18 protein-coding genes are annotated in these 18,690 nt (G+C 61.3%); 13 read left to right on the top strand and 5 right to left on the bottom strand.

Features of this window, described 5'->3' with window-relative positions; translation table 11 throughout:
- Positions 1-286 precede the first annotated feature (286 nt).
- On the bottom strand, positions 287-919 hold the full coding sequence (gene yihA / locus K3F44_RS19345) for a ribosome biogenesis GTP-binding protein YihA/YsxC (RefSeq protein WP_101322705.1): 633 nt from the start codon (positions 917-919) through the stop codon (positions 287-289).
- A 207-nt stretch (positions 920-1,126) separates the two neighbouring features.
- On the opposite strand from yihA, the gene K3F44_RS19340 reads away from it, so the two are divergent.
- From K3F44_RS19340 to K3F44_RS19310, 7 genes are all read left to right on the top strand, one after another.
- Positions 1,127-1,414, top strand: a complete 288-nt coding sequence (locus tag K3F44_RS19340; RefSeq protein WP_224785572.1) for a cytochrome c5 family protein — start codon at positions 1,127-1,129, stop codon at positions 1,412-1,414.
- Between the two features lie 31 nt (positions 1,415-1,445).
- Positions 1,446-2,063, top strand: coding sequence for a cytochrome c (locus K3F44_RS19335; protein WP_101322703.1), 618 nt, complete (start codon positions 1,446-1,448; stop codon positions 2,061-2,063).
- Positions 2,064-2,268: 205 nt separating this feature from the next.
- Complete coding sequence (dsbA, locus tag K3F44_RS19330; RefSeq protein ID WP_101322702.1) at positions 2,269-2,904, top strand: thiol:disulfide interchange protein DsbA; 636 nt, start codon at positions 2,269-2,271, stop codon at positions 2,902-2,904.
- Between the two features lie 11 nt (positions 2,905-2,915).
- The gene (locus K3F44_RS19325; RefSeq protein WP_101322701.1) at positions 2,916-3,770 is read left to right on the top strand and encodes an endonuclease/exonuclease/phosphatase family protein; all 855 of its coding nucleotides are present in this window, start codon (positions 2,916-2,918) and stop codon (positions 3,768-3,770) included.
- Between the two features lie 28 nt (positions 3,771-3,798).
- Complete coding sequence (locus tag K3F44_RS19320) at positions 3,799-5,808, top strand: GGDEF domain-containing protein (protein WP_220632814.1); 2,010 nt, start codon at positions 3,799-3,801, stop codon at positions 5,806-5,808.
- 63 nt (positions 5,809-5,871) lie between these two features.
- The gene (locus K3F44_RS19315; protein ID WP_371918892.1) at positions 5,872-6,663 is read left to right on the top strand and encodes an N-acetylmuramoyl-L-alanine amidase; all 792 of its coding nucleotides are present in this window, start codon (positions 5,872-5,874) and stop codon (positions 6,661-6,663) included.
- A 131-nt stretch (positions 6,664-6,794) separates the two neighbouring features.
- A complete protein-coding gene (locus K3F44_RS19310; RefSeq protein ID WP_371918891.1) occupies positions 6,795-8,414 on the top strand; it encodes an EAL domain-containing protein in 1,620 nt (539 codons plus the stop codon).
- A 6-nt stretch (positions 8,415-8,420) separates the two neighbouring features.
- On the opposite strand, the gene K3F44_RS19305 is transcribed toward K3F44_RS19310, so the two are convergent.
- Both K3F44_RS19305 and algB read right to left on the bottom strand, forming a co-directional pair.
- Positions 8,421-10,187, bottom strand: coding sequence for a KinB sensor domain-containing domain (locus tag K3F44_RS19305; RefSeq protein WP_150570249.1), 1,767 nt, complete (start codon positions 10,185-10,187; stop codon positions 8,421-8,423).
- Between the two features lie 8 nt (positions 10,188-10,195).
- Positions 10,196-11,542, bottom strand: coding sequence for a sigma-54-dependent response regulator transcription factor AlgB (gene algB / locus K3F44_RS19300; protein WP_101322697.1), 1,347 nt, complete (start codon positions 11,540-11,542; stop codon positions 10,196-10,198).
- A 209-nt stretch (positions 11,543-11,751) separates the two neighbouring features.
- Between algB and K3F44_RS19295 the strand changes: the two genes are divergently transcribed.
- The 6 genes from K3F44_RS19295 to K3F44_RS19270 all read left to right on the top strand — a co-directional run bounded on the left by K3F44_RS19295 (position 11,752) and on the right by K3F44_RS19270 (position 17,156).
- Positions 11,752-12,573, top strand: a complete 822-nt coding sequence (locus K3F44_RS19295) for a BON domain-containing protein (RefSeq protein WP_220632813.1) — start codon at positions 11,752-11,754, stop codon at positions 12,571-12,573.
- Positions 12,574-12,749: 176 nt separating this feature from the next.
- A complete protein-coding gene (locus tag K3F44_RS19290) occupies positions 12,750-13,037 on the top strand; it encodes a hypothetical protein (RefSeq protein ID WP_101322695.1) in 288 nt (95 codons plus the stop codon).
- Positions 13,038-13,077: 40 nt separating this feature from the next.
- Positions 13,078-13,239, top strand: coding sequence for a DUF1328 domain-containing protein (locus K3F44_RS19285; RefSeq protein ID WP_101322694.1), 162 nt, complete (start codon positions 13,078-13,080; stop codon positions 13,237-13,239).
- A 3-nt stretch (positions 13,240-13,242) separates the two neighbouring features.
- Positions 13,243-13,713 (top strand): inhibitor of vertebrate lysozyme family protein, encoded by a 471-nt coding sequence (locus K3F44_RS19280; protein ID WP_101322693.1) that lies wholly within the window; start codon positions 13,243-13,245, stop codon positions 13,711-13,713.
- Between the two features lie 730 nt (positions 13,714-14,443).
- The gene (gene gltP / locus K3F44_RS19275) at positions 14,444-15,778 is read left to right on the top strand and encodes a glutamate/aspartate:proton symporter GltP (protein ID WP_101322692.1); all 1,335 of its coding nucleotides are present in this window, start codon (positions 14,444-14,446) and stop codon (positions 15,776-15,778) included.
- A 148-nt stretch (positions 15,779-15,926) separates the two neighbouring features.
- Positions 15,927-17,156: a nucleoside recognition domain-containing protein gene (locus tag K3F44_RS19270; protein WP_101322691.1), complete on the top strand. Its 1,230-nt coding sequence runs from the start codon at positions 15,927-15,929 to the stop codon at positions 17,154-17,156.
- Here K3F44_RS19270 and K3F44_RS19265 read toward each other — a convergent pair.
- Both K3F44_RS19265 and K3F44_RS19260 read right to left on the bottom strand, forming a co-directional pair.
- Positions 17,138-17,755: an ABC-type transport auxiliary lipoprotein family protein gene (locus tag K3F44_RS19265; protein ID WP_220632812.1), complete on the bottom strand. Its 618-nt coding sequence runs from the start codon at positions 17,753-17,755 to the stop codon at positions 17,138-17,140. The two genes, K3F44_RS19270 and K3F44_RS19265, sit on opposite strands and share 19 nt — an antisense overlap.
- Positions 17,752-18,690, bottom strand: coding sequence for an MlaD family protein (locus K3F44_RS19260; RefSeq protein ID WP_188036900.1), 939 nt, complete (start codon positions 18,688-18,690; stop codon positions 17,752-17,754). The genes K3F44_RS19265 and K3F44_RS19260 overlap by 4 nt, the downstream gene beginning before the upstream one ends.

Here is an 18,690-nt window from a genome sequence, read left to right as displayed (position 1 = left end):
ACGTTGCTTAGGCGTTTTTGCAGGCTAGGCAGCCCCTGTTAGCGCAAATAATTGCAAGCGCTGAGGAACTAAACCAGTGAAGCGGGACTCAGATCTACTGAATGGCTGGTGAAGCCGTTCGATGCTCCTATGTTGTGTTAAGTGTTGGCAGAATATCTGGACCCCGCCCTAACGGTCCGGACTTGAACCCCGAACTTCCCCCTCCCCATACGAAGTCCGGGGTTTTTTTTGCCTGCGATTTGGCTGCAGCGGCAATTTGCCGCTTACAGCACCCTCGCGTCAGCGCTTACTCGACAGGCTTGTCTTCCAGTTCCATCCAGCCGGCCAGGACCACGTAGGCTTCTTCCAGGCCCTGGCGCTTGGGCGCCGAGAACAACTGGATGGACGCGGTATCGCCCCAGCCCTTGCGGATTTCTGCCTGGATTTTCAGCAGGGTGTTCTTCGCTGCGCCGTAGGTGAGCTTGTCGGCCTTGGTCAGCAGAATGTGCATGGGCATGCCGCTGGCCTTGGCCCAGTCCAGCATCATCTTGTCGAAATCGGTCATCGGATGGCGCACGTCCATCATCAAAATGATCCCGCGCAGGCACTCACGGCCGCCCAGGTAGGCTTCCAGGTGGCGCTGCCAGTGCTGCTTGAGCGGGATCGGCACCTTGGCATACCCGTAGCCCGGCAAGTCGACCAAACGCCGTTCATCGTCCAGACTGAAGAAGTTCAACAGCTGCGTGCGGCCTGGGGTTTTCGAAGTCCGCGCCAGGCTGGCATGGGTCAGGGTGTTGAGGGCGCTGGATTTACCGGCGTTGGAACGGCCGGCGAAAGCCACCTCGTAACCCTGGTCTTCCGGGCATTGATCGACCTTGGCGGCGCTAAGGGCGAAGGTGGCTTTCTGGCAGAGGCCGAGGATGGGGTTCTTGACTTGCATGGGATATCCGATGTGGGTGTTGCCTGAGCCAGGCTCGGCAAGCAGTGTCGTTTCCGTTTGGATCGCGGAAGTATATAATGCCCCAGTTTTTGTGTGTGCATTCTCCCAGCGAAGGAGGCGCACATGGGGTGTCGAACAATAGCTCGCGCATTAGAACGCAGCGCGGCCCCCAACCCTGAAAGGTCGTTACGCAAGGCGCAATGGCTAATGGCTGTTGGTATGTTCCTACCGTTTTTCAGTGCACAGGCTACACAGGATCCCGAGGCGTTGTACAACCGCAGCTGTGCTGCCTGTCACGCCGGACAACTGCCACAGGCCCCGATGAAGGGTGACGTGGCGGCCTGGGAGCCAAGGCTGGCGCAGGGTATGGAGGTACTGGTGGCGCATGTTAACAAGGGTTTCAAGGCTATGCCGCCGCGTGGATTGTGCATGGACTGCAGTACCGAGGACTACCGTTTGGTCATCCTTTGGATGAGCGGCAGTCCCGATACATAACATTTCACCCTTAGCCGTGTTGGATTAGCTGATGAACAAACTATTCGTGAGTCTGCTGTTGACCATGGGGGTTGCAGGTGCGGCAAGTGCTGCGGACCCTATCAAAGGCGACGCCGCCGCCGGTCAGGCGAAAACCGCCGTCTGTGGTGCCTGCCACAACCCCGACGGCAACAGCCTGGCGCCTAATTTCCCGAAACTCGCTGGCCAGGGCGAACGCTATCTGGAAAAGCAACTGCACGACATCAAGACCGGCAAGCGCGTGGTGCTGGAAATGACCGGCATGCTCGAACCGTTCAATGACCAGGACCTGGCCGACATCGCCAGCTACTTCGCCAGCCAGAAAGGCAGCGTCGGCGCAGCCGATCCGAAGCTGGTCGAGCGCGGGCGTGCCTTGTTCAATGGTGGCGACCTGAGCAAGGGCATGCCTGCCTGTACCGGCTGCCATTCGCCCGATGGCGCAGGCATTGCCTTGGCAGGCTTCCCACATCTGAGTGGCCAACACGCTCAATACATCAGCAAGCAGCTGACCGACTTCCGTGAAGGCAATCGCACCAACGATGGTGATGCGATGACCATGCGCAGCATCGCCAGCAAGCTGAGCAACAAGGATGTTGAGGCGTTGGCGAGCTATATTCAGGGGCTGCACTGAGGGGGTTAACCTTCAGTTAATGATTGATTGGTAAATGATGAAGGGTGGCTGGGTTGGTGCCAGTCGGTCGAGGCTCGGCTGACGCATTGCGCCCCGGCTGCCCTTTTTTTCGTCTGTTGCCGTTACACTATCGAACTCGCACCCTTCCCGGCCGGTCTTAGTTGAGGTCGCGTCGAGGTGACCACTGAATGCTCAGGAGTAATGCATGCGTAAACTGATTCTCAGCGCTGCGCTGGTCGCCGCCAGCGTTTTCGGTATCACCGCCGTTCAGGCAGCCGATACGGCTACCGCGGGTAAAGAATATATCGAGCTGAGCAACCCGGTTGCAGTCTCCCAGCCAGGCAAGATCGAAGTCGTCGAGCTGTTCTGGTATGGCTGCCCGCACTGCTACCACTTCGAACCGGTGATCAATCCGTGGGCTGAAAAGCTGCCTGCCGATGTCAATTTCAAACGCATTCCCGCCATGTTCGGCGGCCCATGGGATGCTCACGGCCAGATGTTCCTGACCCTCGAAGCCATGGGCGTCGAGCACAAGGTTCACGCCGCAGTGTTCGATGCGATCCAGAATCAGCGCAAGCAGTTGACCAAGCCTGAAGACATGGCTGAGTTCCTCGCCACTCAGGGCGTCGATAAAGACAAGTTCCTTGCCACCTTCAACTCCTTCGCCATCAAAGGCCAGGTCAAACAGGCCAAAGAACTGGCGAAGAAGTACGAAATCACTGGTGTTCCAAGCATGATCGTCAACGGCAAATACCGCTTTGACCTCGGCACCGCCGGCGGCCCGGAAGGCGTACTCAACGTCGCCGATCAGCTGATCGCCAAGGAGCGCGCCGCTAAGTAAGCGGCGAACCCATGGCTCGCGTGCGAACCACCCGAGGCGTTGGCCTGCATCAACCGCAGGTCAACGAGCATCACCTGCAGGCACCCGGCCTCCCGGAAGATGGTCGCCTGCGCCTGCTCAGTTTCAATATCCAGGTTGGTATCAGTACCGAGCGCTACCGCCATTACCTGACCCGCAGTTGGCAGCACCTGCTGCCGCACACCGGTCGGGCCGGCAACCTGCAGAAGATCGGTGCGCTGATCAGCGACTTCGATCTGGTGGCCTTGCAGGAAGTCGATGGTGGCAGCATGCGCTCGGGCTACATCAACCAGGTCGAGCACCTGGCCCAGTTGGGCGCGTTCCCTTACTGGTATCAGCAGCTCAATCGCAACCTGGGGCGTTTTGCCCAGCACAGCAATGGCGTCCTCAGCCGGCTCAAACCGACTCATCTGGAAGATCACCCGCTGCCCGGCCCCGCCGGTCGCGGTGCTATCCTGGTGCGCTTCGGCGAGGGTGAAGATGCGCTGATCGTGGTCATGATGCACCTGGCGCTCGGTGCCAAGACCCGTGCGATGCAGCTCAGCTACATCCGCGAGCTGATTGGCGGCTATCGTCACCAGGTGTTGATGGGAGACATGAACACCCACGCCAACGATCTGTTGGAAACCTCGCCACTGCGCGACCTTGGGCTGATTGCGCCGCAGGTCGAAGCGACCTTCCCGAGTTGGCGCCCGCAGCGCTGCCTTGATCATATTCTGCTCAGCCCGAGCCTGACGCTGGAGCGTGTCGAGGTATTGGCCCAGCCAATTTCCGATCACCTCCCAGTTGCGGTCGAGATTCGATTGCCTGACGCATTGACTGTGGATACCCTGCCCGTCTTGAGCTAATTGCCATCACCGCGCAGTGGATCCGGGCATGACAGACGACGCAGAGCGTTGGAAAGAAAAATACCTTAAAAGCATCGAACAGCAGGAAAAGCTCGAGCGTCGCTGGGACGCCCGGCTCGACCTGCTGCGTCGTGGCCTGGTGCGCAGCACCCTGGCGGCTGAGGGTAGCGACAAGGCGGTGGACCAGTGCATGAAGGAAATGCGCGAGGTCATCCGCAGCGACAACATGGACGCTGGCCTTGCCAACCTGATCCCGCGCCTGGAAAAAACCGTGCTCGACTCCGAGCAGCGGCGCGAAACCCGCATGAATCAGGTCAGCGACGCGCTGACAGCACTGGTTACCCAGTTGCAGAGTTTGCCGCTGCCTGGCGAAGTTGCCCGGCCGCTGAAAAAACTGGCGAAAAAACTCGACGGCGGCGTTGGCCAGTCTCGCGAACTGCCGCCATTGCTAGGCGAACTCAGTGGCCTGCAGGGCAAAGCGCTGAGTTCGCTGCAAAACCAGGACGATGAGCATCGCCCGGGTTTTCTGCAACGACTGTTCGGCAAAAGCGACAGCGAGTCGCGCGCGGATACGCCGGAGCCGAGCGGCCCCGCGCCGAACGTGCCCGTTGCTGAAGCGCAGGCTCTGCCAGTCCTCGCCAGTGAGCCCCAGCCGCCCGTCGTGCCGGCCGAAGTACAGGCTCCAGCAGCTCCTGAGCCGGTCATCCCCGTCCGCGCAGCCGATGTCCTCCCTACAGTCGTTGAGCAAGGTGTTCAGCCAGCACTCACTGAGCCCGTGCAGGTACAACCTGTAGCGCCCGAGTCGTCAGGGCCTGCGCTGGTAGTGCCACTGACATCGGTGGCCGAGAGTGACGAACAGCCCGGCGAACCGCAGCAGCAAGCATTGGCTGAGGTCGAGCCCGACGAACTGGGGCCGAGCGAGGCGCCAGAGGTGGATGCTGAGCCAGTCGACGACGACGGCCCCTACGCTTTGCCCGACGCCGTCGAGCCGCCCTACAGCCAGGTTGCCCTGCATATCGAACAGACCTTGATCGGGCTGCTCGACGACCTCAGCCTGCCCGAACGGCACAAGGCGCAGGCGCTGGAAATGCGCGAGCGGGTTGCACGTGGCTTGAACTGGTACGAGTTGATCCCGGTGCTGGATGACCTGGCCGTATTGATGCTGGCCATTACCGACAGCGGTCAGCACGAGTTCGAAGCGTACCTTCAGCAGCTGAACGAGCGCCTGGAGACCTTCCAGAGCCACTTGCACGAAGCCAGTGCCGGGCATGCCGACAACACCAGTGCTGCCCGCGAACTCGACAGCCAACTGCGGGAGCAGGTTGATGGCCTGCAAAGCAGCGTTCAGGGCGCAGCTGACCTCAACAGCCTCAAACATGTCCTCGACAATCGCCTTGAAGGCCTGCTGGTCACCATCGACGACCATCAGCAGGAACGTGACCGCCGCGAACAGGAGTTGGCTGGGCGCCTGCACGGCTTGGCCGAGCGTGTGGCGAACATGGAGCAGGAGGCGCTGGGCTACCGCGAGCACCTTGAAGAGCAACGCCAGAAGGCCCTGATCGACCCGTTGACCGGGCTGCCCAACCGCGCCGCCTGGTCCGAGCAGGTCGAGCGCGAAGTACTCGACTGGCAGGAAAATGGCGGTCAGCTGCTGATGGCGATCCTCGATCTCGACCATTTCAAGCGGATCAACGATGGCTACGGCCACCTGGCCGGGGACAAGGTCTTGAAGATCGTCGCCGACCAGTTGCGCAAGCGCATGCGCGGGCGCGACTTCATTGCCCGGTTTGGCGGCGAGGAATTTGTCGTGTTGCTGCCGCAGACCTCGCCGGCAGCCGGCTTGCAGGTGGCTGAAACCCTGCGCGCGGCCATCGAAGCCTGCCCGTTCCACTTCAAGGGCGAGCGGGTAGTGATCACTACCTCCATTGGTATCAGCGCCTTTCGCACGGGCGAGCGCGGCGACCAGGTGCTCAAGCGTGCCGACACCGCGTTGTACCGGGCCAAGGATCTTGGGCGCAATCGGGTGGAGCAGGGCTAAGCGGTTTCCTACAAACAGTGGGCAGGGAGCACGTTATACTGTAGCAACTTCGTAGCTGCTGATATGTGTTCCCTGCCGATGAAAACTCTCTTTACCGCCCTGCTCGTTCTGGCCCTGGCCGGCTGTAGCTCGGGGCTGCGCATTGATCGCAGCCACACCTCTGTGAACCAGGATGAGCGCATCCAGTTTGTCGTGCTGCATTACACCAACGCTTCACTGGAGCGCTCGCTCGCGCTGCTTACCAAAGGTGAAGTCAGCAGCCACTACCTGATTGGCGACGGCCCGGCCACGGTGTATCAGTTGGTCGACGAAAGCCGCCGCGCCTGGCATGCCGGCGACAGTCAGTGGGATGGGCGTACCTGGCTCAACTCGACCTCGATCGGTATCGAAATCGTCAATCCCGGTTTCGATGACACGCCCAACGGCCGCGTCTGGTATCCCTACAGTGAGGCGCAGGTACAGTCGCTGATTGCCCTGCTCAAAGACATCGTCAAACGCAATAACATCAAACCTCGCTACATCATTGGCCACAGTGACATCGCACCGCTGCGCAAGCTCGACCCGGGCCCGCTGTTCCCATGGAAGCGCCTGGCGGATGCAGGCCTCGGCATCTGGCCTGATGCCAACGCAGTCGCGCGTCAGCAGGGCTTCTTTGCGGTCAATCCGCCCAGCATCAACTGGTATCAGCAGCAGCTGGCGCGGTTTGGCTACGCGATCGAGCAGACCGGCGAGCTGGATGTCGCTACCCGGCACGTGCTGGCGGCGTTCCAGATGCGTTTCCGCCCGCAGCGCTTTGACGGGCAACCTGACGCGCAAACCGCGGCCATGCTGCAAGTACTCAATCAGATGCGCTGAGGCTGCTGCACCGACTGCTTGAGCGTGTTGGCCGAGCTATGCGTGGGTGGCAGTCGTGAGTAATACGCCAGACGGCCATGCTGATTACCCGATCCGTTGCTATACCTTTGGTAATCAACTGGATGAGTGCGATGCCGACCTTTCTCGATGGGTTGCGCCAAATTTTCCACCGTCCCTGGCTGCTGGCCGCATTCGCGGCCCTGGCCAGCGCCGTCCTGTTGATTGCCGGCAGCGTTGGCGTTGCCCTGCAACAGATGAAAGAAAGCGAAAGCGCGCAGATGAACGCCCAGGGCGAGCGGTTTCTCGAGCGTCTGGAGCAGGTATTTGGGCAACTGCGCGAGGGCGTCGATCAGCTGCAGGCGCTGCCCTTGCGCGGCTGCGACGGGCGCATGCTGGCGGCGTTGCAGCAGGTCAGCCTGAGCTCGCGCTTCATCTACGAAACCGCTTACCTGGACGGCAACGAGCTCTGCTCCAGCCGTGGCAAGGAAAGCGCCATGCAGCCGCTGCGCCCACCGGATATCCGCGGGCCCACCTACAGCTACTGGCTCAACACCACTACTGAACCTGATGAAAACCTGGCCGCGTTGATGCTTGGCCGGGGCAAGTTTCTGGTGTCGACCTCGCGCGGGCATCTGACCGATGTGGTCGATCTGCCACCGGGAGGCAGCCTGTTGGTAGTGCTCGATCATGGCAGTCGGGCTATCCCCGTGCTGGGCCCGGCCCAGCCGTGGCCACCGCTGGCCGAATGGCCGCCGCCTTCGGGCCAGTCATTGTTCGAGCAGAGCGACCGGCTGATCTACAGCATGCCGACCAAGTCGCCGGACTATCAACTGGTGCTGATCGCCCCGCGTGTGGGCCTGCCCCTGAAGATGAACGGCCTGCTCTGGCTGTTGTTTCCAGGCAGTTTGTTGTTGGCTTGCTGCATCGGTTGGCTGGTGCTGCAGCTGATTCGGCAGCGCCGTTCGATGAGCTCCGAGCTGCAGAACGCACTACGCCGGGGTGAACTGCAGGTGCTTTATCAGCCTATCTTCGAGCTGGACAGCCGGCGCTGCGTCGGTGCCGAAGCGTTGGTGCGCTGGCGCCGCCCGGATGGCAGCCTGACCAGCCCCGACCTGTTCATTCCGTTGGCCGAGAACACCGGGCAGATCCGCGAAATCACCGACTTTGTGTTGCAGCGAGTGCTGGAGCAACTGGGCCAGTTGCTGCGCGCCAACCGCCAGCTGTACATCTCGGTCAACCTTGCCGCGTGCGATGTGATGGTGCCGCGGATCGGGCCGGTGGCCGCGCGTTTACTGGCCTTGCACCGGGTCCCGGCCAGCCAGATCGCCTTTGAGGTCACCGAGCGCGGGCTGATCGACGTGGTGGTGGCGCGCGACAACCTGCAAGCCTTGCGCGCGGTTGGCCATCAGGTGCTGATCGATGACTTTGGCACCGGCTATTGCAGCCTCGCCTACCTGCAGACCTTGCCGGTGGATTGCCTGAAGATCGACAAGGCGTTCATCGACGCGCTTGGCCATGATGCCGCCAGTAGTGGCGTGGCACCGCACATCATCCGCATGGCCCACGACCTGCACCTGCGGGTGATCGCCGAGGGCATTGAGTGCGAGGATCAGGCGCTGCTGCTCAATAGCGAAGGGGTCAACTATGGCCAGGGTTGGCTGTTTGCCCATCCACTCAGCGCCCGCCAGTTCGCCGAGCTGATTACTCGTGGGCGGCGAGTCCGCTCACGGCGCATCGATGATGAGCCGTGAGCGGGTTCAGACTGGCAGGGCCATATAGAACTGGGTGCCCTCGCCTGGCCTTGAAATGACCCCCATGCGCCCACCGTGCAGCTGGACGATTTCCTTGCACAGGGCCAGCCCGAGGCCTGCCCCGCCCTTTTTGCGCCCAACCTGAACGAAGGGTTCGAAGATCCGCCCTTGCTGGCCGTAGGCAATACCCTCACCGTTGTCTTCGACGCTGATGATCACCCGCTCGCCGTGGCGCCGCGCATGCAGGCGAATCCGGCCACCATCAGGCGTATGGCGCACGGCATTGTGCAGGAGGTTGTCCAGCACCCGATCAAGCTGGGCAACGTCGGCCTGGATACGTGGCAATGGCTGTTCGAGCTCGATCACCAGCTCGACCTGCTTGTCCGCTGTCAGCTCGGCGATGCGCGCCTGCGCCCGCTCAAGCATCTCTTCGACACCGCAGTGGGCCAGCTCGAGCTTCTGCAAACCACTCTGATAGCGGGAGAAGTTGAGCAGATCATTGATCAACTGGGTCAGGCGCTGCATTTCTTCGCCGATGGTGTCGAGGAGGTCGTTTTCGCGGGCCTGTGGCGGGAACGAGATCCGCTCGCGCAGTAGGCCAAAGGCCATGTGCATGCCGGTGACCGGGGTGCGCAACTCATGCGAGGCGCGCAGCACGAACTCGCTGCGCACGCGCTCGAACGCACGTTGCTCGGTGACGTCATGCAGCACCATCACCGCACCCAGAATCGGCCCTTGCGGATGGCTGACCGGGGTCAGGCTGTACGACAGCAGGCGCGTTTCGTCTTCGACTTCAATGCTCAGGTCTTCCGGTGGCCGGTCCAGGCTGCCGCCGCGCAATACCTGGCGCAGCTGCTGTTCAAGCTCGGGACGTTGCAGCGCCTCGACCAGGCTGGTGCCATGGCGGCTGGTTTCCCAACCCAGCTGCCGCTGGGCAACCGGGTTGAGATGCTCGAGGTGGCCTTGCTGGTCAATGATCAGCAACCCGTCGTCGATGCTGTCGAGCACAGCTTGCAGGCGCTGCTGACCAGCGAGGACTTCGTCGATATTGGTCGCCTGATGCTTGCGCAGGGCGTCTGCCATCAGCCCGAAGCGGCGGGTCAGCTGGTTCAGTTCGGTAGCCTGGGACAGCGGCAGGGTGACATTGAAGTTGCCTTGGCCGACTTCATCTGCGGCTTTGGCCAGGGCTTCGATCGGCAGGCCGAAGCGGCGCGCGATGTTGTGCGCAGTGACAAAGCCGAGGATCAGCACAGTCAAGCCCATCAGCCCGAGCAGGCCACTGATCAGCAGCGCGCGGTCACGGCTGGCCTCTTCACTGCGGGATATCTGCTCCAGTGACTGCTTGTAGGAGTCGATAAGGTCGGTGCGGACCTGATTGAAAGCAGCGCCGAGGGGCTTGTCGGTGGCCATGCTGCGGGCAGGATTGGGGGTTTGCCGGTAGGCCTGGAGGAAGGCCTGGTAATTGCTGCTGGCCTTGCTGAAACCGGTTTTCTCGCCGCCTTCCTGCAAGCCCTGGCTGAGCAAGGTCTGGAACTGGGTCTGCAGGTTGTTGAGGCTGTCGGCGTCGCTGTCCTCGTCCAGAATCAGAATCAACTGTTCGCCGAGGTTCTGCCGCAGCTTGAGGCCCAACTCCAGCGTATGGGTGGTATCACGCACCAGCGCTTGCTGAGTCGAGGCCATCTGCAAAACGCTGACCAGGCCCAGTAGCAGGCCCAGCAGCGCCACCGTGACCAGCGCTGAAATGCTTAAAAAGAGCCTCGCACGCAGCTTCATGGGCCACTTCACAGGTTGAATTGCTTGCGTTTGCGGTACAGCGTCGAGGCGTCGATCCCAAGCGTCTTGGCAGCCTGATCAAGGGTATCGCTGGAGGCCAGCACCGCGCCGATATGGGCCCGTTCCAGCTCGTCCAGGCTCAGCGCAGCACCAATTCGCGGTGCATTGCTGGTGGTTTGCTCGGCCATGCCGAGGTGGCTGACTTCAACCCGCTCCTGCGGGCAGATGATGCTGGCGCGCTCGATCACGTTACGCAGCTCGCGAATGTTGCCTGGCCAACGGTAGTTGAGCAGGGCCGCGCGGGCCTCGTCGCTGAACCCACGTGCCGGCCGCGCATATTCCTTGACGAAGCGGGCGAGGAAACGGTCAGCCAGGGTCAGGATATCGTCGCTGCGCTCGCGCAGTGGCGGCAGGTGCAGGGTGATGACATTGAGGCGGTACAGCAGGTCCTCACGGAAGCGCCCTTCGCGGACCATGTCATCCAGATTGAGGTTGGTTGCGGCCAGAATGCGCACATCGGCACGGCGGGTAACCGGATCGCCGACGCGCTCATATTCCTTATCCTGAATAAAACGCAGCAGTTTGGGCTGCAGAGCCAGCGGGAAGTCGCCGATCTCGTCGAGGAACAGGGTCCCGCCATCCGCCTGGTTGACCCGCCCCAAGGTGCTTTCGCTGGCACCGGTGAAGGCGCCGCGGGTATGCCCGAACAGCTCGCTTTCCATCAGCTCGGCATTCAACGATGGGCAGTTGATGGTCACGCAGGCCTTGCGCGCACGCTTGCTCCAGCCGTGAATGGCCCGGGCCAGTTCGCCTTTACCAGTGCCGGATTCGCCGAGGATAAGGATGTTGGCGTCGGTGGTCGCCACCTGCCGCGCGGTTTCCAGCACGGCCATCATTGCCGGGCTGTGCGAATCGAGGCCGTCCTTGGGCTTGCGTACTTCGCCTTCGAGGGCTTCCAGACGCGCCGACAGCTGGCGTACCTCAAGCTGCTTGGCAGTGGCCAGGCGCAGCTGGTCCGGGCTGCACGGCTTGACCAAGTAGTCAGCAGCGCCAGCCTGGATCGCATCTACTGCGGTATCGACCGCCGAATGGGCAGTGACGATCACTACGCGCATCCACGGTGCCTGCACGCGCATCTGCGCCAGCACATCGAGCCCGTTGTCTTCGCCCAAGCGAAGATCGAGGAAACACAAATCGAATACCTGACGCTGCAGCAGCGCCTCGGCCTGGGCCGCACTGTTGGCCGTGGCCACGCTGTAGCCTTCATCTTCAAGGCAGTAGCGGAAGGTTCGCAGGATAGCGGACTCATCATCTACCAGCAGAATGCGGCCTTGATTGTCCTGGGTAGACTCCATTTTCCTACGCTCCATTAGGATTTATCTGAGTTAGTGTCGGAAAGATCGGGCAAGTTGCATGGTCAATTCTGAAGGATTCCGTCCTTTGCATGCTAGCCGTTAGTCGCGTATTCGGTTAACCAATTGAATATAAAGGTTTTTATCAGTGATTTTTGCCTGGCACGGTGGTTGCGAAGATATTTGGATTTGTTTCAAAAGGAGCACTCAGCATGGCATTTTCCCCACGAAGCGCCGTTTTGGCGCTGTCCATCGCCGCTTTCGCCTCTCCGGTGTTTGCTGATCCGTTGCAAGACGCCCGCCTGCAAGGCGCGCTGCAAACCGCACTGTCGCTCAACCGTCTGCTCAATCCGTTTCGTATCGAGGTAGCGGTGCAGGAGCAGCAGGCGCGCCTCACCGGTGAGGTCGAAAGCGCCGTGGAGCGCCAGCTGGCCGAGGACGTAGCGCTGGCTACCCGCGGCATCGAGCAGGTGGATAACCAGTTGCAGGTCAACCCCGGTCTGGTCGAGCAGTCCTTGGACCTGCGCGCTTACGCCCAGCGGCTGGAGGATGCGACCCTGACGGCTATCGTCCGTGCGCGTTTGTCCTGGGCGCAGGTAACCAGCAAGGCGCCAATTGAAGTAGACAGTCGCGATGGTGTGGTCACCTTGCGCGGTCGCGTCGACCGGGTCGAAGCCAAGGAAGTGGCAGGCGTGCTGGCACGCACCACCGACGGTATCCACCTGGTCAACAACCTGATCAGCCTCGACACAGCGGCGATGGCCAAGGCGCGGGAAACGCCCGTGGCCGCAGTGCAGGGCGAGCAACCCTCGGACAGCTGGATCATCGACAAGATTCAGAGCAGCTACGGCTATTGCCGTAACCTGGATGGCCTCAACCTGAAGGTCAGCAGTGAGCAAGGCATGGTTCGCTTGGCGGGTGAGGTGGTCAGCCGGGAGCAGAAAACCATCGCTGTCGAGGTCGCGCGGCAAATCCTTGGTGTGCGCGGGGTTGACGCTGATTTGCTCAAGGTAGCGACCAAGGTCGAGGGCTGAGTCGTGCAATACGCACGACGCTAACGGCCCCATCGTGCAGGATACGTCCTACAGACACTGCCTACATGTTTTTAAGTGCTTGAAATATATACGTTTTTTAACATTGGCAAGACTGGCATGCAGGCTGCAATTACTTGTTCGTAGCGTTTAACAAGAACATTGCAGGAGACATCGACATGAGTCGCCAACCAGTCAACCAGTCGCAGACCACCGCAGTGCCAGTACGTCAGTTTCTGTTCGTGGCACTTGCCCTGTTGGTAACCCTGGCCGCCGGCCAGTTTTACTACAGCCTGCAGACTGCACGACTGGCCGATCAGGTGGCAGCGCAGACAGCGCTGTTGAGCCAGATTCAGGCGACCCGTGCCAACAACCTGGTACGTGCGGCAGATCCACAGCCGTCGCCAAAGGCCTCGTCCCCCGCCACTGTGCAAAACGTAGTACCGCAGGATCGCTGGGTGTTCTGAGGCGCCTGCATACAATTTCAAGGGAAAAAGGAGATTCATCATGCTTAGTTGGGCTATCACATTCCTGATCATCGCCATTGTCGCTGCCGTGCTGGGCTTCGGTGGTATCGCTGGCGCCGCTACCGGTATTGCCAAGATCCTGTTCATCGTTTTCCTGGTGCTGTTCATTGCTTCGTTCTTCTTCGGGCGCGGCAGGCGCTAAGCCATGAAGCGGATGATCAGCAAAGCCCTGGCTACTGCCCTGCTGTTGGGCAGTAGCGCGGCGGCGATGGCGGCCAATGATGGCCAGGTCCACGCCAACCAATTGTTGGCGACAGACCCCGAGTATGTTGAAACCTGGCAGGACACCCTGAAAGGGGAGGAGCGATTGCCCGAGTGGGTGATCAACCTCAGCGGCAGTTCGCAGGAGCAGATGTCGGCGGTGACAGAGGATGGCGACAAGTATCTTGTCGGTCCGCTGTGCGAATCGGCTGACAACTGCACCTACAAGCGCCTGATCGTGGCGTTTAGCTGGGACAAGGACGATGCCTACGGGATGCTCGTGGAAGTACCCGAGGGATTGCCCAAGGACAAGTCGCCAACCCGCCACGCGCAATACCGCTGGCTGGGCAAGCCGGATGACGGCATGAAGGCGATGTTGCAGGAGCAACTCAAGCGTGATCCGAAGTGGTACTGACTAAAGTTCACGCAACTGTAATGCAATAGAAGCCGAACCTTTCTAAGGTTCAGGCTTCTATGATGCGCCGACTCGAAGAGGGTTGGCACATGACCATGGGGCCGGGCTGTTCTGACTGTTGCAGGGTCGGAGTGGCCTAGGGGTACAGGGAGTGCCTCCATCGATTGGGCCGGGTCAGGAAAAGATGGCATCGGAAGTCTCAGGTCTGGCAGTGCCGAATGCACCGTGCCAGGCCTGGCTTCCGAAGCGTCTATGGATGTGCTCCGAGCGGCTGTCGCCAAATTGTGCTGAAGACACATTTTGTCGTGACCGTACATCGAATTATTTTCCTTCGTAACCTCTCCCCTCCTACACCCTGTTCATCCCATTCGGATTGTCGAACAGAAGTTGTGCATGACCATGCCATATCTGCCAAATTGGCCGTTTCATGGCGCTTTGGTCTTGTTCGGAAAGCCGAACGTTATAAATCAATGACTTGCAGCTGCGTCGTTTTGCCTCGGGCTATTATGCCGATCCGGCATAGGGTAGTCGTTTCCGGCATTAGACTGGCCCCGCCTGCGTAGCAATAGTTGCCGCCTTTTTCGCTAGCCAGAGCGCCGAACCGCTCGCTTGCGCTGACCTTCGATGGAGTCGTCGTACGGAACAATCTCGCTGCCAAGCATGCTTCTAATGGCTCTGGTACGCGCGTTTCCGCTCGATGCCCCTGACCACTAGAAGAAAAGGTAACGACATGAAGAAGGCAAAACTAAGCCTCGCCTGGCAAATCCTCATAGGGCTTGTACTAGGCGTTGCAATCGGCGCGCTGCTGAACCATTTCAGTGCAGAAAAGGCATGGTGGATCACCAATGTCCTGCAGCCTGCCGGTGATATCTTCATTCGCCTGATCAAGATGATCGTCGTCCCGATCGTGATTTCGTCGCTGATCGTGGGCATCGCCGGGGTTGGCGACGCGAAGAAGCTGGGCAGCATCGGCCTGAAGACCATTCTCTACTTCGAGGTGGTGACGACCATTGCCATCGTCGTCGGCCTCGGCCTGGCCAACCTGTTCCACCCTGGTGTCGGCATCGACATGAGCACTCTGGGTACGGTGGACATCTCCAAGTACCAGGCCACTGCGGCCGAGGTGCAGCATGAGCATGCGTTCATCGAGACCCTGCTCAACCTGATCCCTTCGAACATCTTTGCAGCGGTTGCCCGCGGCGAAATGCTGCCGATCATCTTCTTCTCGGTGATGTTCGGTCTGGGCCTGTCGAGCCTGCAGGCTGACCTGCGTGATCCGCTGGTACGCACCTTCCAGGCCGTATCGGAAACCATGTTCAAGGTCACCCACATGATCATGAACTACGCCCCGATCGGCGTGTTCGCCCTGATCGCCGTGACCGTCGCCAACTTCGGCTTCTCGTCGCTGCTGCCGCTGGCCAAGCTGGTGGTGCTGGTGTACTTCGCCATCGCCTTCTTCGCCTTCATGGTGCTGGGCCTGGTCGCGCGGATGTTCGGCTTCTCGATCATCAAGATCATGCGCATCATGAAAGACGAGATGATCCTCGCCTACTCCACCTCCAGCTCCGAGACCGTGCTGCCACGTGTGATCGAGAAGATGGAGAAGTACGGCGCGCCGAAGTCGATCTGCAGCTTCGTGGTTCCGACCGGCTACTCGTTCAACCTCGACGGCTCGACCCTGTACCAGAGCATCGCGGCAATCTTCATTGCCCAGCTGTATGGCATCGACCTGTCGTGGAGCCAGCAGCTGCTGCTGGTACTGACCTTGATGGTCACTTCCAAAGGTATCGCCGGTGTGCCGGGCGTGTCGTTCGTGGTCCTGCTGGCGACCCTGGGCAGTGTTGGCATCCCGCTGGAAGGCCTGGCATTCATCGCCGGTGTCGACCGCATCATGGACATGGCGCGGACCGCCCTGAACGTGATTGGCAACGCCCTGGCCGCGCTGGTCATCGCTCGTTGGGAAGGTATGTACGACTCGGCCAAGGGTGAGGCGTATTACAACTCGCTGCCGCATATGGCCGGTAACAAGGCTGCTGGCGCTGTGGGCGAGGCTGCCAAGCAGTAAGATTTGCGGTGGTTGGGGCCGCAAAGCGGCCCCTGCCCCAGACAACGCAGACCCACAAGAGCCCCGCATGCCGGGGTTTTTTGTTGCCTGCAGAAAGTACCCAGCCGCTTGCGTTATCATGCGTGGCATTTTTCGGGGGAACACGCGGATGCTAAACGGCCTTTGGCTCAGCTTTTTCCTGGTCGCGGCCATCTCCGCCATGGCGCAGTGGCTGGTCGGCGGCAACGCCGGGATCTTCGCCGCGATGGTCGAGAGCATCTTTGCCATGGCCAAGCTGTCGGTCGAAGTCATGGTCCTGTTGTTCGGTACCCTGACCCTGTGGCTGGGCTTTCTCAAGATTGCCGAACAGGCCGGCATCGTCGAGTGGCTGGCGAAGATGCTCGGCCCGCTGTTCGCCCGGCTGATGCCGGAGGTGCCCCGCGGCCACCCTGCGCTGGGCTTGATCACCATGAACTTCGCCGCCAATGGCCTGGGCCTGGACAACGCGGCGACGCCGATCGGCCTGAAGGCGATGCGCGCACTGCAGGAGCTCAACCCGAGCAGCACCACGGCGAGCAATGCGCAGATCCTGTTTCTGGTGCTCAACGCCTCGTCGCTGACCCTGCTGCCGGTGACCATCTTCATGTTCCGCGCCCAGCAAGGCGCACCTGACCCGACCATGGTGTTCCTGCCGATCCTGCTGGCCACCAGCGTCTCGACCCTGGTCGGGCTGCTGTCGGTCGCGGTGATGCAGCGGCTGCGCTTGTGGGATCCGGTGGTGCTCGCCTATCTAATCCCTGGCGCGCTGCTGCTGGGCGGCTTCATGGCGTTTCTGGGCACGCTGTCGGCGACTGCGCTGGCAGGCCTGTCGTCGATCCTGGGCAACCTGACCCTGTTCGGCATCATCATGTCGTTCCTGGTGGTTGGCGCCCTGCGCCGGGTCAAGGTGTACGAAACCTTCATCGAAGGCGCCAAGGAAGGCTTTGACGTCGCCAAGAGCCTGCTGCCGTATCTGGTCGCCATGCTCTGCGCGGTGGGCGTGCTGCGCGCTTCAGGGGCGCTGGAGTTGGCATTGGACGGGATTCGCCACCTGGTCGAGTGGGTGGGCCTGGACACGCGCTTCGTCGATGGCCTGCCCACTGCGCTGGTCAAGCCGTTCTCTGGCAGCGCCGCGCGGGCCATGATGATCGAAACCATGCAAAGCCAGGGCGTCGACAGCTTCCCGGCGTTGGTTGCGGCAACCATCCAGGGCAGCACCGAGACCACCTTCTATGTGCTGGCGGTGTACTTCGGCGCGGTCGGCATCCAGCGCGTGCGCCATGCAGTGGGCTGCGCGCTGCTGGCCGAGCTGTCCGGGGTGATCGCGGCGATCTGCGTCTGCTACTGGTTCTTCGCCTGAGCCTGAGCGACCTGAGCCAGTGTCCAGTCGACCAGCTGGCTCATCAGTTGGTCGCTGGCGGCACCAAAGCCGGTGACCACCGCAGGCACCTGAGTAGCACTTAGCGGCTGGCGCACTTCAAAGCGCCGGCTGGCGACGATGCGCTGGCTGCGGCCCTGCACCAGGCGCGCATCGTAGCTGATCACCACCTCTACCCTGCCCTCGCGGTATTCGCTGTTGAACGCCAGCAACTCGCCGGCCAGCTCGTAATCGGCTTGCAGATTGCTGTCGTCAGCGCTCAGGCGCTGTACCCGGCCATCACGCTGGAAGCCATCGAGCAGCCGATTGCGTACCAGCAACGGCACCGGGTCGCTCCAGCGGGCGCCTTTGTAGCCACTGATCACGTCGCCCTGGGCGATCACCGCAATGCGTTGCCCGGCGAGCGCCTCGCTGGCCAGTGGCTTGTTCACCCGCAGTGACCAGGTCAGCGGCGCGTTGCTGCTGGTGGGCTGCTTGACCGGCAGGCGGTAGATATCCACCGGCGGGCTTTGCGGCAGGATCGAGCAGGCGCTGGCCAGGCTCAGCGTGGCCAGCAGGGCGATCAGGCGCAGCGGGGTCATGGCTGGAACTCCTTGTCATTGTCGCGGCCCAGCAGATAGCCGCTTGGGTCGGCTTCGAGGCGGCGCGAGATGCCCTTGAGGGCGTTGAGGGTTTCGCGCAGTTCGCGGATCGCCGGGGTCAGCTGGTTCAAGCCCTGGGCGCCATCGTCGATGGCCTCGCGGTTATTCTTGAGCAGGTCATTGATGGTTGCGGTGCTCTCGGCCAGGGCGTTCATGGCCTGCTCGGCGCTGCCGAAGGCTTGCTTGCCCTGGGTGCCGAGCAAGCCGTTGGCGTTGCGCATCAGCGCCTGGGTCTCGGCCAGGGTGGCGTTGGCCTGTTTGCCGACTGCAGCCAGCTGGGCGATGGCGTCGCTGATACTGCCTTTTTGGCTGGCGAAAGCGCCGGTGGTCTGCTCAAGGTTGGCCAAGGTGTTGCTGAGGCGGCTGACGTTGTCGTCGGAGAGCAACTGATTGGCGTTGTGCAACAACAGGTTGATGTTGCCGACGACGTCGCTGCTGTCGTTGAGCAGGCGCGAGATCGGCGATGGCGAGGCAACGATCACCGGCAATTGGCCGTCCTTGCCTTTCAGTTCTGGGCTTTGTGGGGTGCCGCCGCTGAGCTGGATGAAGGCGTTGCCGGTAACCCCGGCCAGGGTCAGCTTGGCCTGGGTGTCCTGCTTTACCGGCGTGTCGGCGCTGAGGCGGATGCGTGCCAGCACCCGACGTGGGTCTTGCGGGTCCAGGCGCAGGGTGGTGACGTCACCGACCTTGATGCCGTTGTACTGCACCGGGCTGCCGCGCGACAGACCGGAGACCGCCTCGTTGAATACCACCTGATAGTCCTTGAAGGTCGAGTCGACGCTGGACTTGGTCAGCCACAAGCCGAACAACAAGGCGCCAGCCACGACCAGAACGGTGACCAGACCGATCAACACATGATGAGCTCGGGTTTCCAT

This window comes from Pseudomonas sp. S07E 245 (assembly GCF_019599025.1).
Classification (GTDB): Bacteria; Pseudomonadota; Gammaproteobacteria; order Pseudomonadales; family Pseudomonadaceae; genus Aquipseudomonas; species Aquipseudomonas shirazensis.
The sequence above is the reverse complement of the archived record's forward strand: the minus strand, read 5'-3'. Positions and strand labels throughout refer to the sequence as shown.

Excerpts from the sequence above, each read along its gene's own strand:
- K3F44_RS19285 (WP_101322694.1), top strand. The coding sequence starts at position 13,078 with ATGCTTAGTTGGGCTATCACATTCCTGATCATCGCCATTGTCGCTGCC.
- K3F44_RS19280 (WP_101322693.1), top strand. The coding sequence starts at position 13,243 with ATGAAGCGGATGATCAGCAAAGCCCTGGCTACTGCCCTGCTGTTGGGC.
- K3F44_RS19335 (WP_101322703.1), top strand. The coding sequence starts at position 1,446 with ATGAACAAACTATTCGTGAGTCTGCTGTTGACCATGGGGGTTGCAGGT.
- K3F44_RS19320 (WP_220632814.1), top strand. The coding sequence starts at position 3,799 with ATGACAGACGACGCAGAGCGTTGGAAAGAAAAATACCTTAAAAGCATC.
- K3F44_RS19295 (WP_220632813.1), top strand. The coding sequence starts at position 11,752 with ATGGCATTTTCCCCACGAAGCGCCGTTTTGGCGCTGTCCATCGCCGCT.
- K3F44_RS19265 (WP_220632812.1), bottom strand. The coding sequence starts at position 17,755 with ATGACCCCGCTGCGCCTGATCGCCCTGCTGGCCACGCTGAGCCTGGCC.
- K3F44_RS19315 (WP_371918892.1), top strand. The coding sequence starts at position 5,872 with ATGTGTTCCCTGCCGATGAAAACTCTCTTTACCGCCCTGCTCGTTCTG.
- K3F44_RS19340 (WP_224785572.1), top strand. The coding sequence starts at position 1,127 with ATGGCTGTTGGTATGTTCCTACCGTTTTTCAGTGCACAGGCTACACAG.
- K3F44_RS19290 (WP_101322695.1), top strand. The coding sequence starts at position 12,750 with ATGAGTCGCCAACCAGTCAACCAGTCGCAGACCACCGCAGTGCCAGTA.
- K3F44_RS19260 (WP_188036900.1), bottom strand. The coding sequence starts at position 18,690 with ATGGAAACCCGAGCTCATCATGTGTTGATCGGTCTGGTCACCGTTCTG.
- gltP (WP_101322692.1), top strand. The coding sequence starts at position 14,444 with ATGAAGAAGGCAAAACTAAGCCTCGCCTGGCAAATCCTCATAGGGCTT.
- algB (WP_101322697.1), bottom strand. The coding sequence starts at position 11,542 with ATGGAGTCTACCCAGGACAATCAAGGCCGCATTCTGCTGGTAGATGAT.
- dsbA (WP_101322702.1), top strand. The coding sequence starts at position 2,269 with ATGCGTAAACTGATTCTCAGCGCTGCGCTGGTCGCCGCCAGCGTTTTC.
- K3F44_RS19310 (WP_371918891.1), top strand. The coding sequence starts at position 6,795 with ATGCCGACCTTTCTCGATGGGTTGCGCCAAATTTTCCACCGTCCCTGG.
- K3F44_RS19305 (WP_150570249.1), bottom strand. The coding sequence starts at position 10,187 with ATGAAGCTGCGTGCGAGGCTCTTTTTAAGCATTTCAGCGCTGGTCACG.
- K3F44_RS19270 (WP_101322691.1), top strand. The coding sequence starts at position 15,927 with ATGCTAAACGGCCTTTGGCTCAGCTTTTTCCTGGTCGCGGCCATCTCC.
- yihA (WP_101322705.1), bottom strand. The coding sequence starts at position 919 with ATGCAAGTCAAGAACCCCATCCTCGGCCTCTGCCAGAAAGCCACCTTC.
- K3F44_RS19325 (WP_101322701.1), top strand. The coding sequence starts at position 2,916 with ATGGCTCGCGTGCGAACCACCCGAGGCGTTGGCCTGCATCAACCGCAG.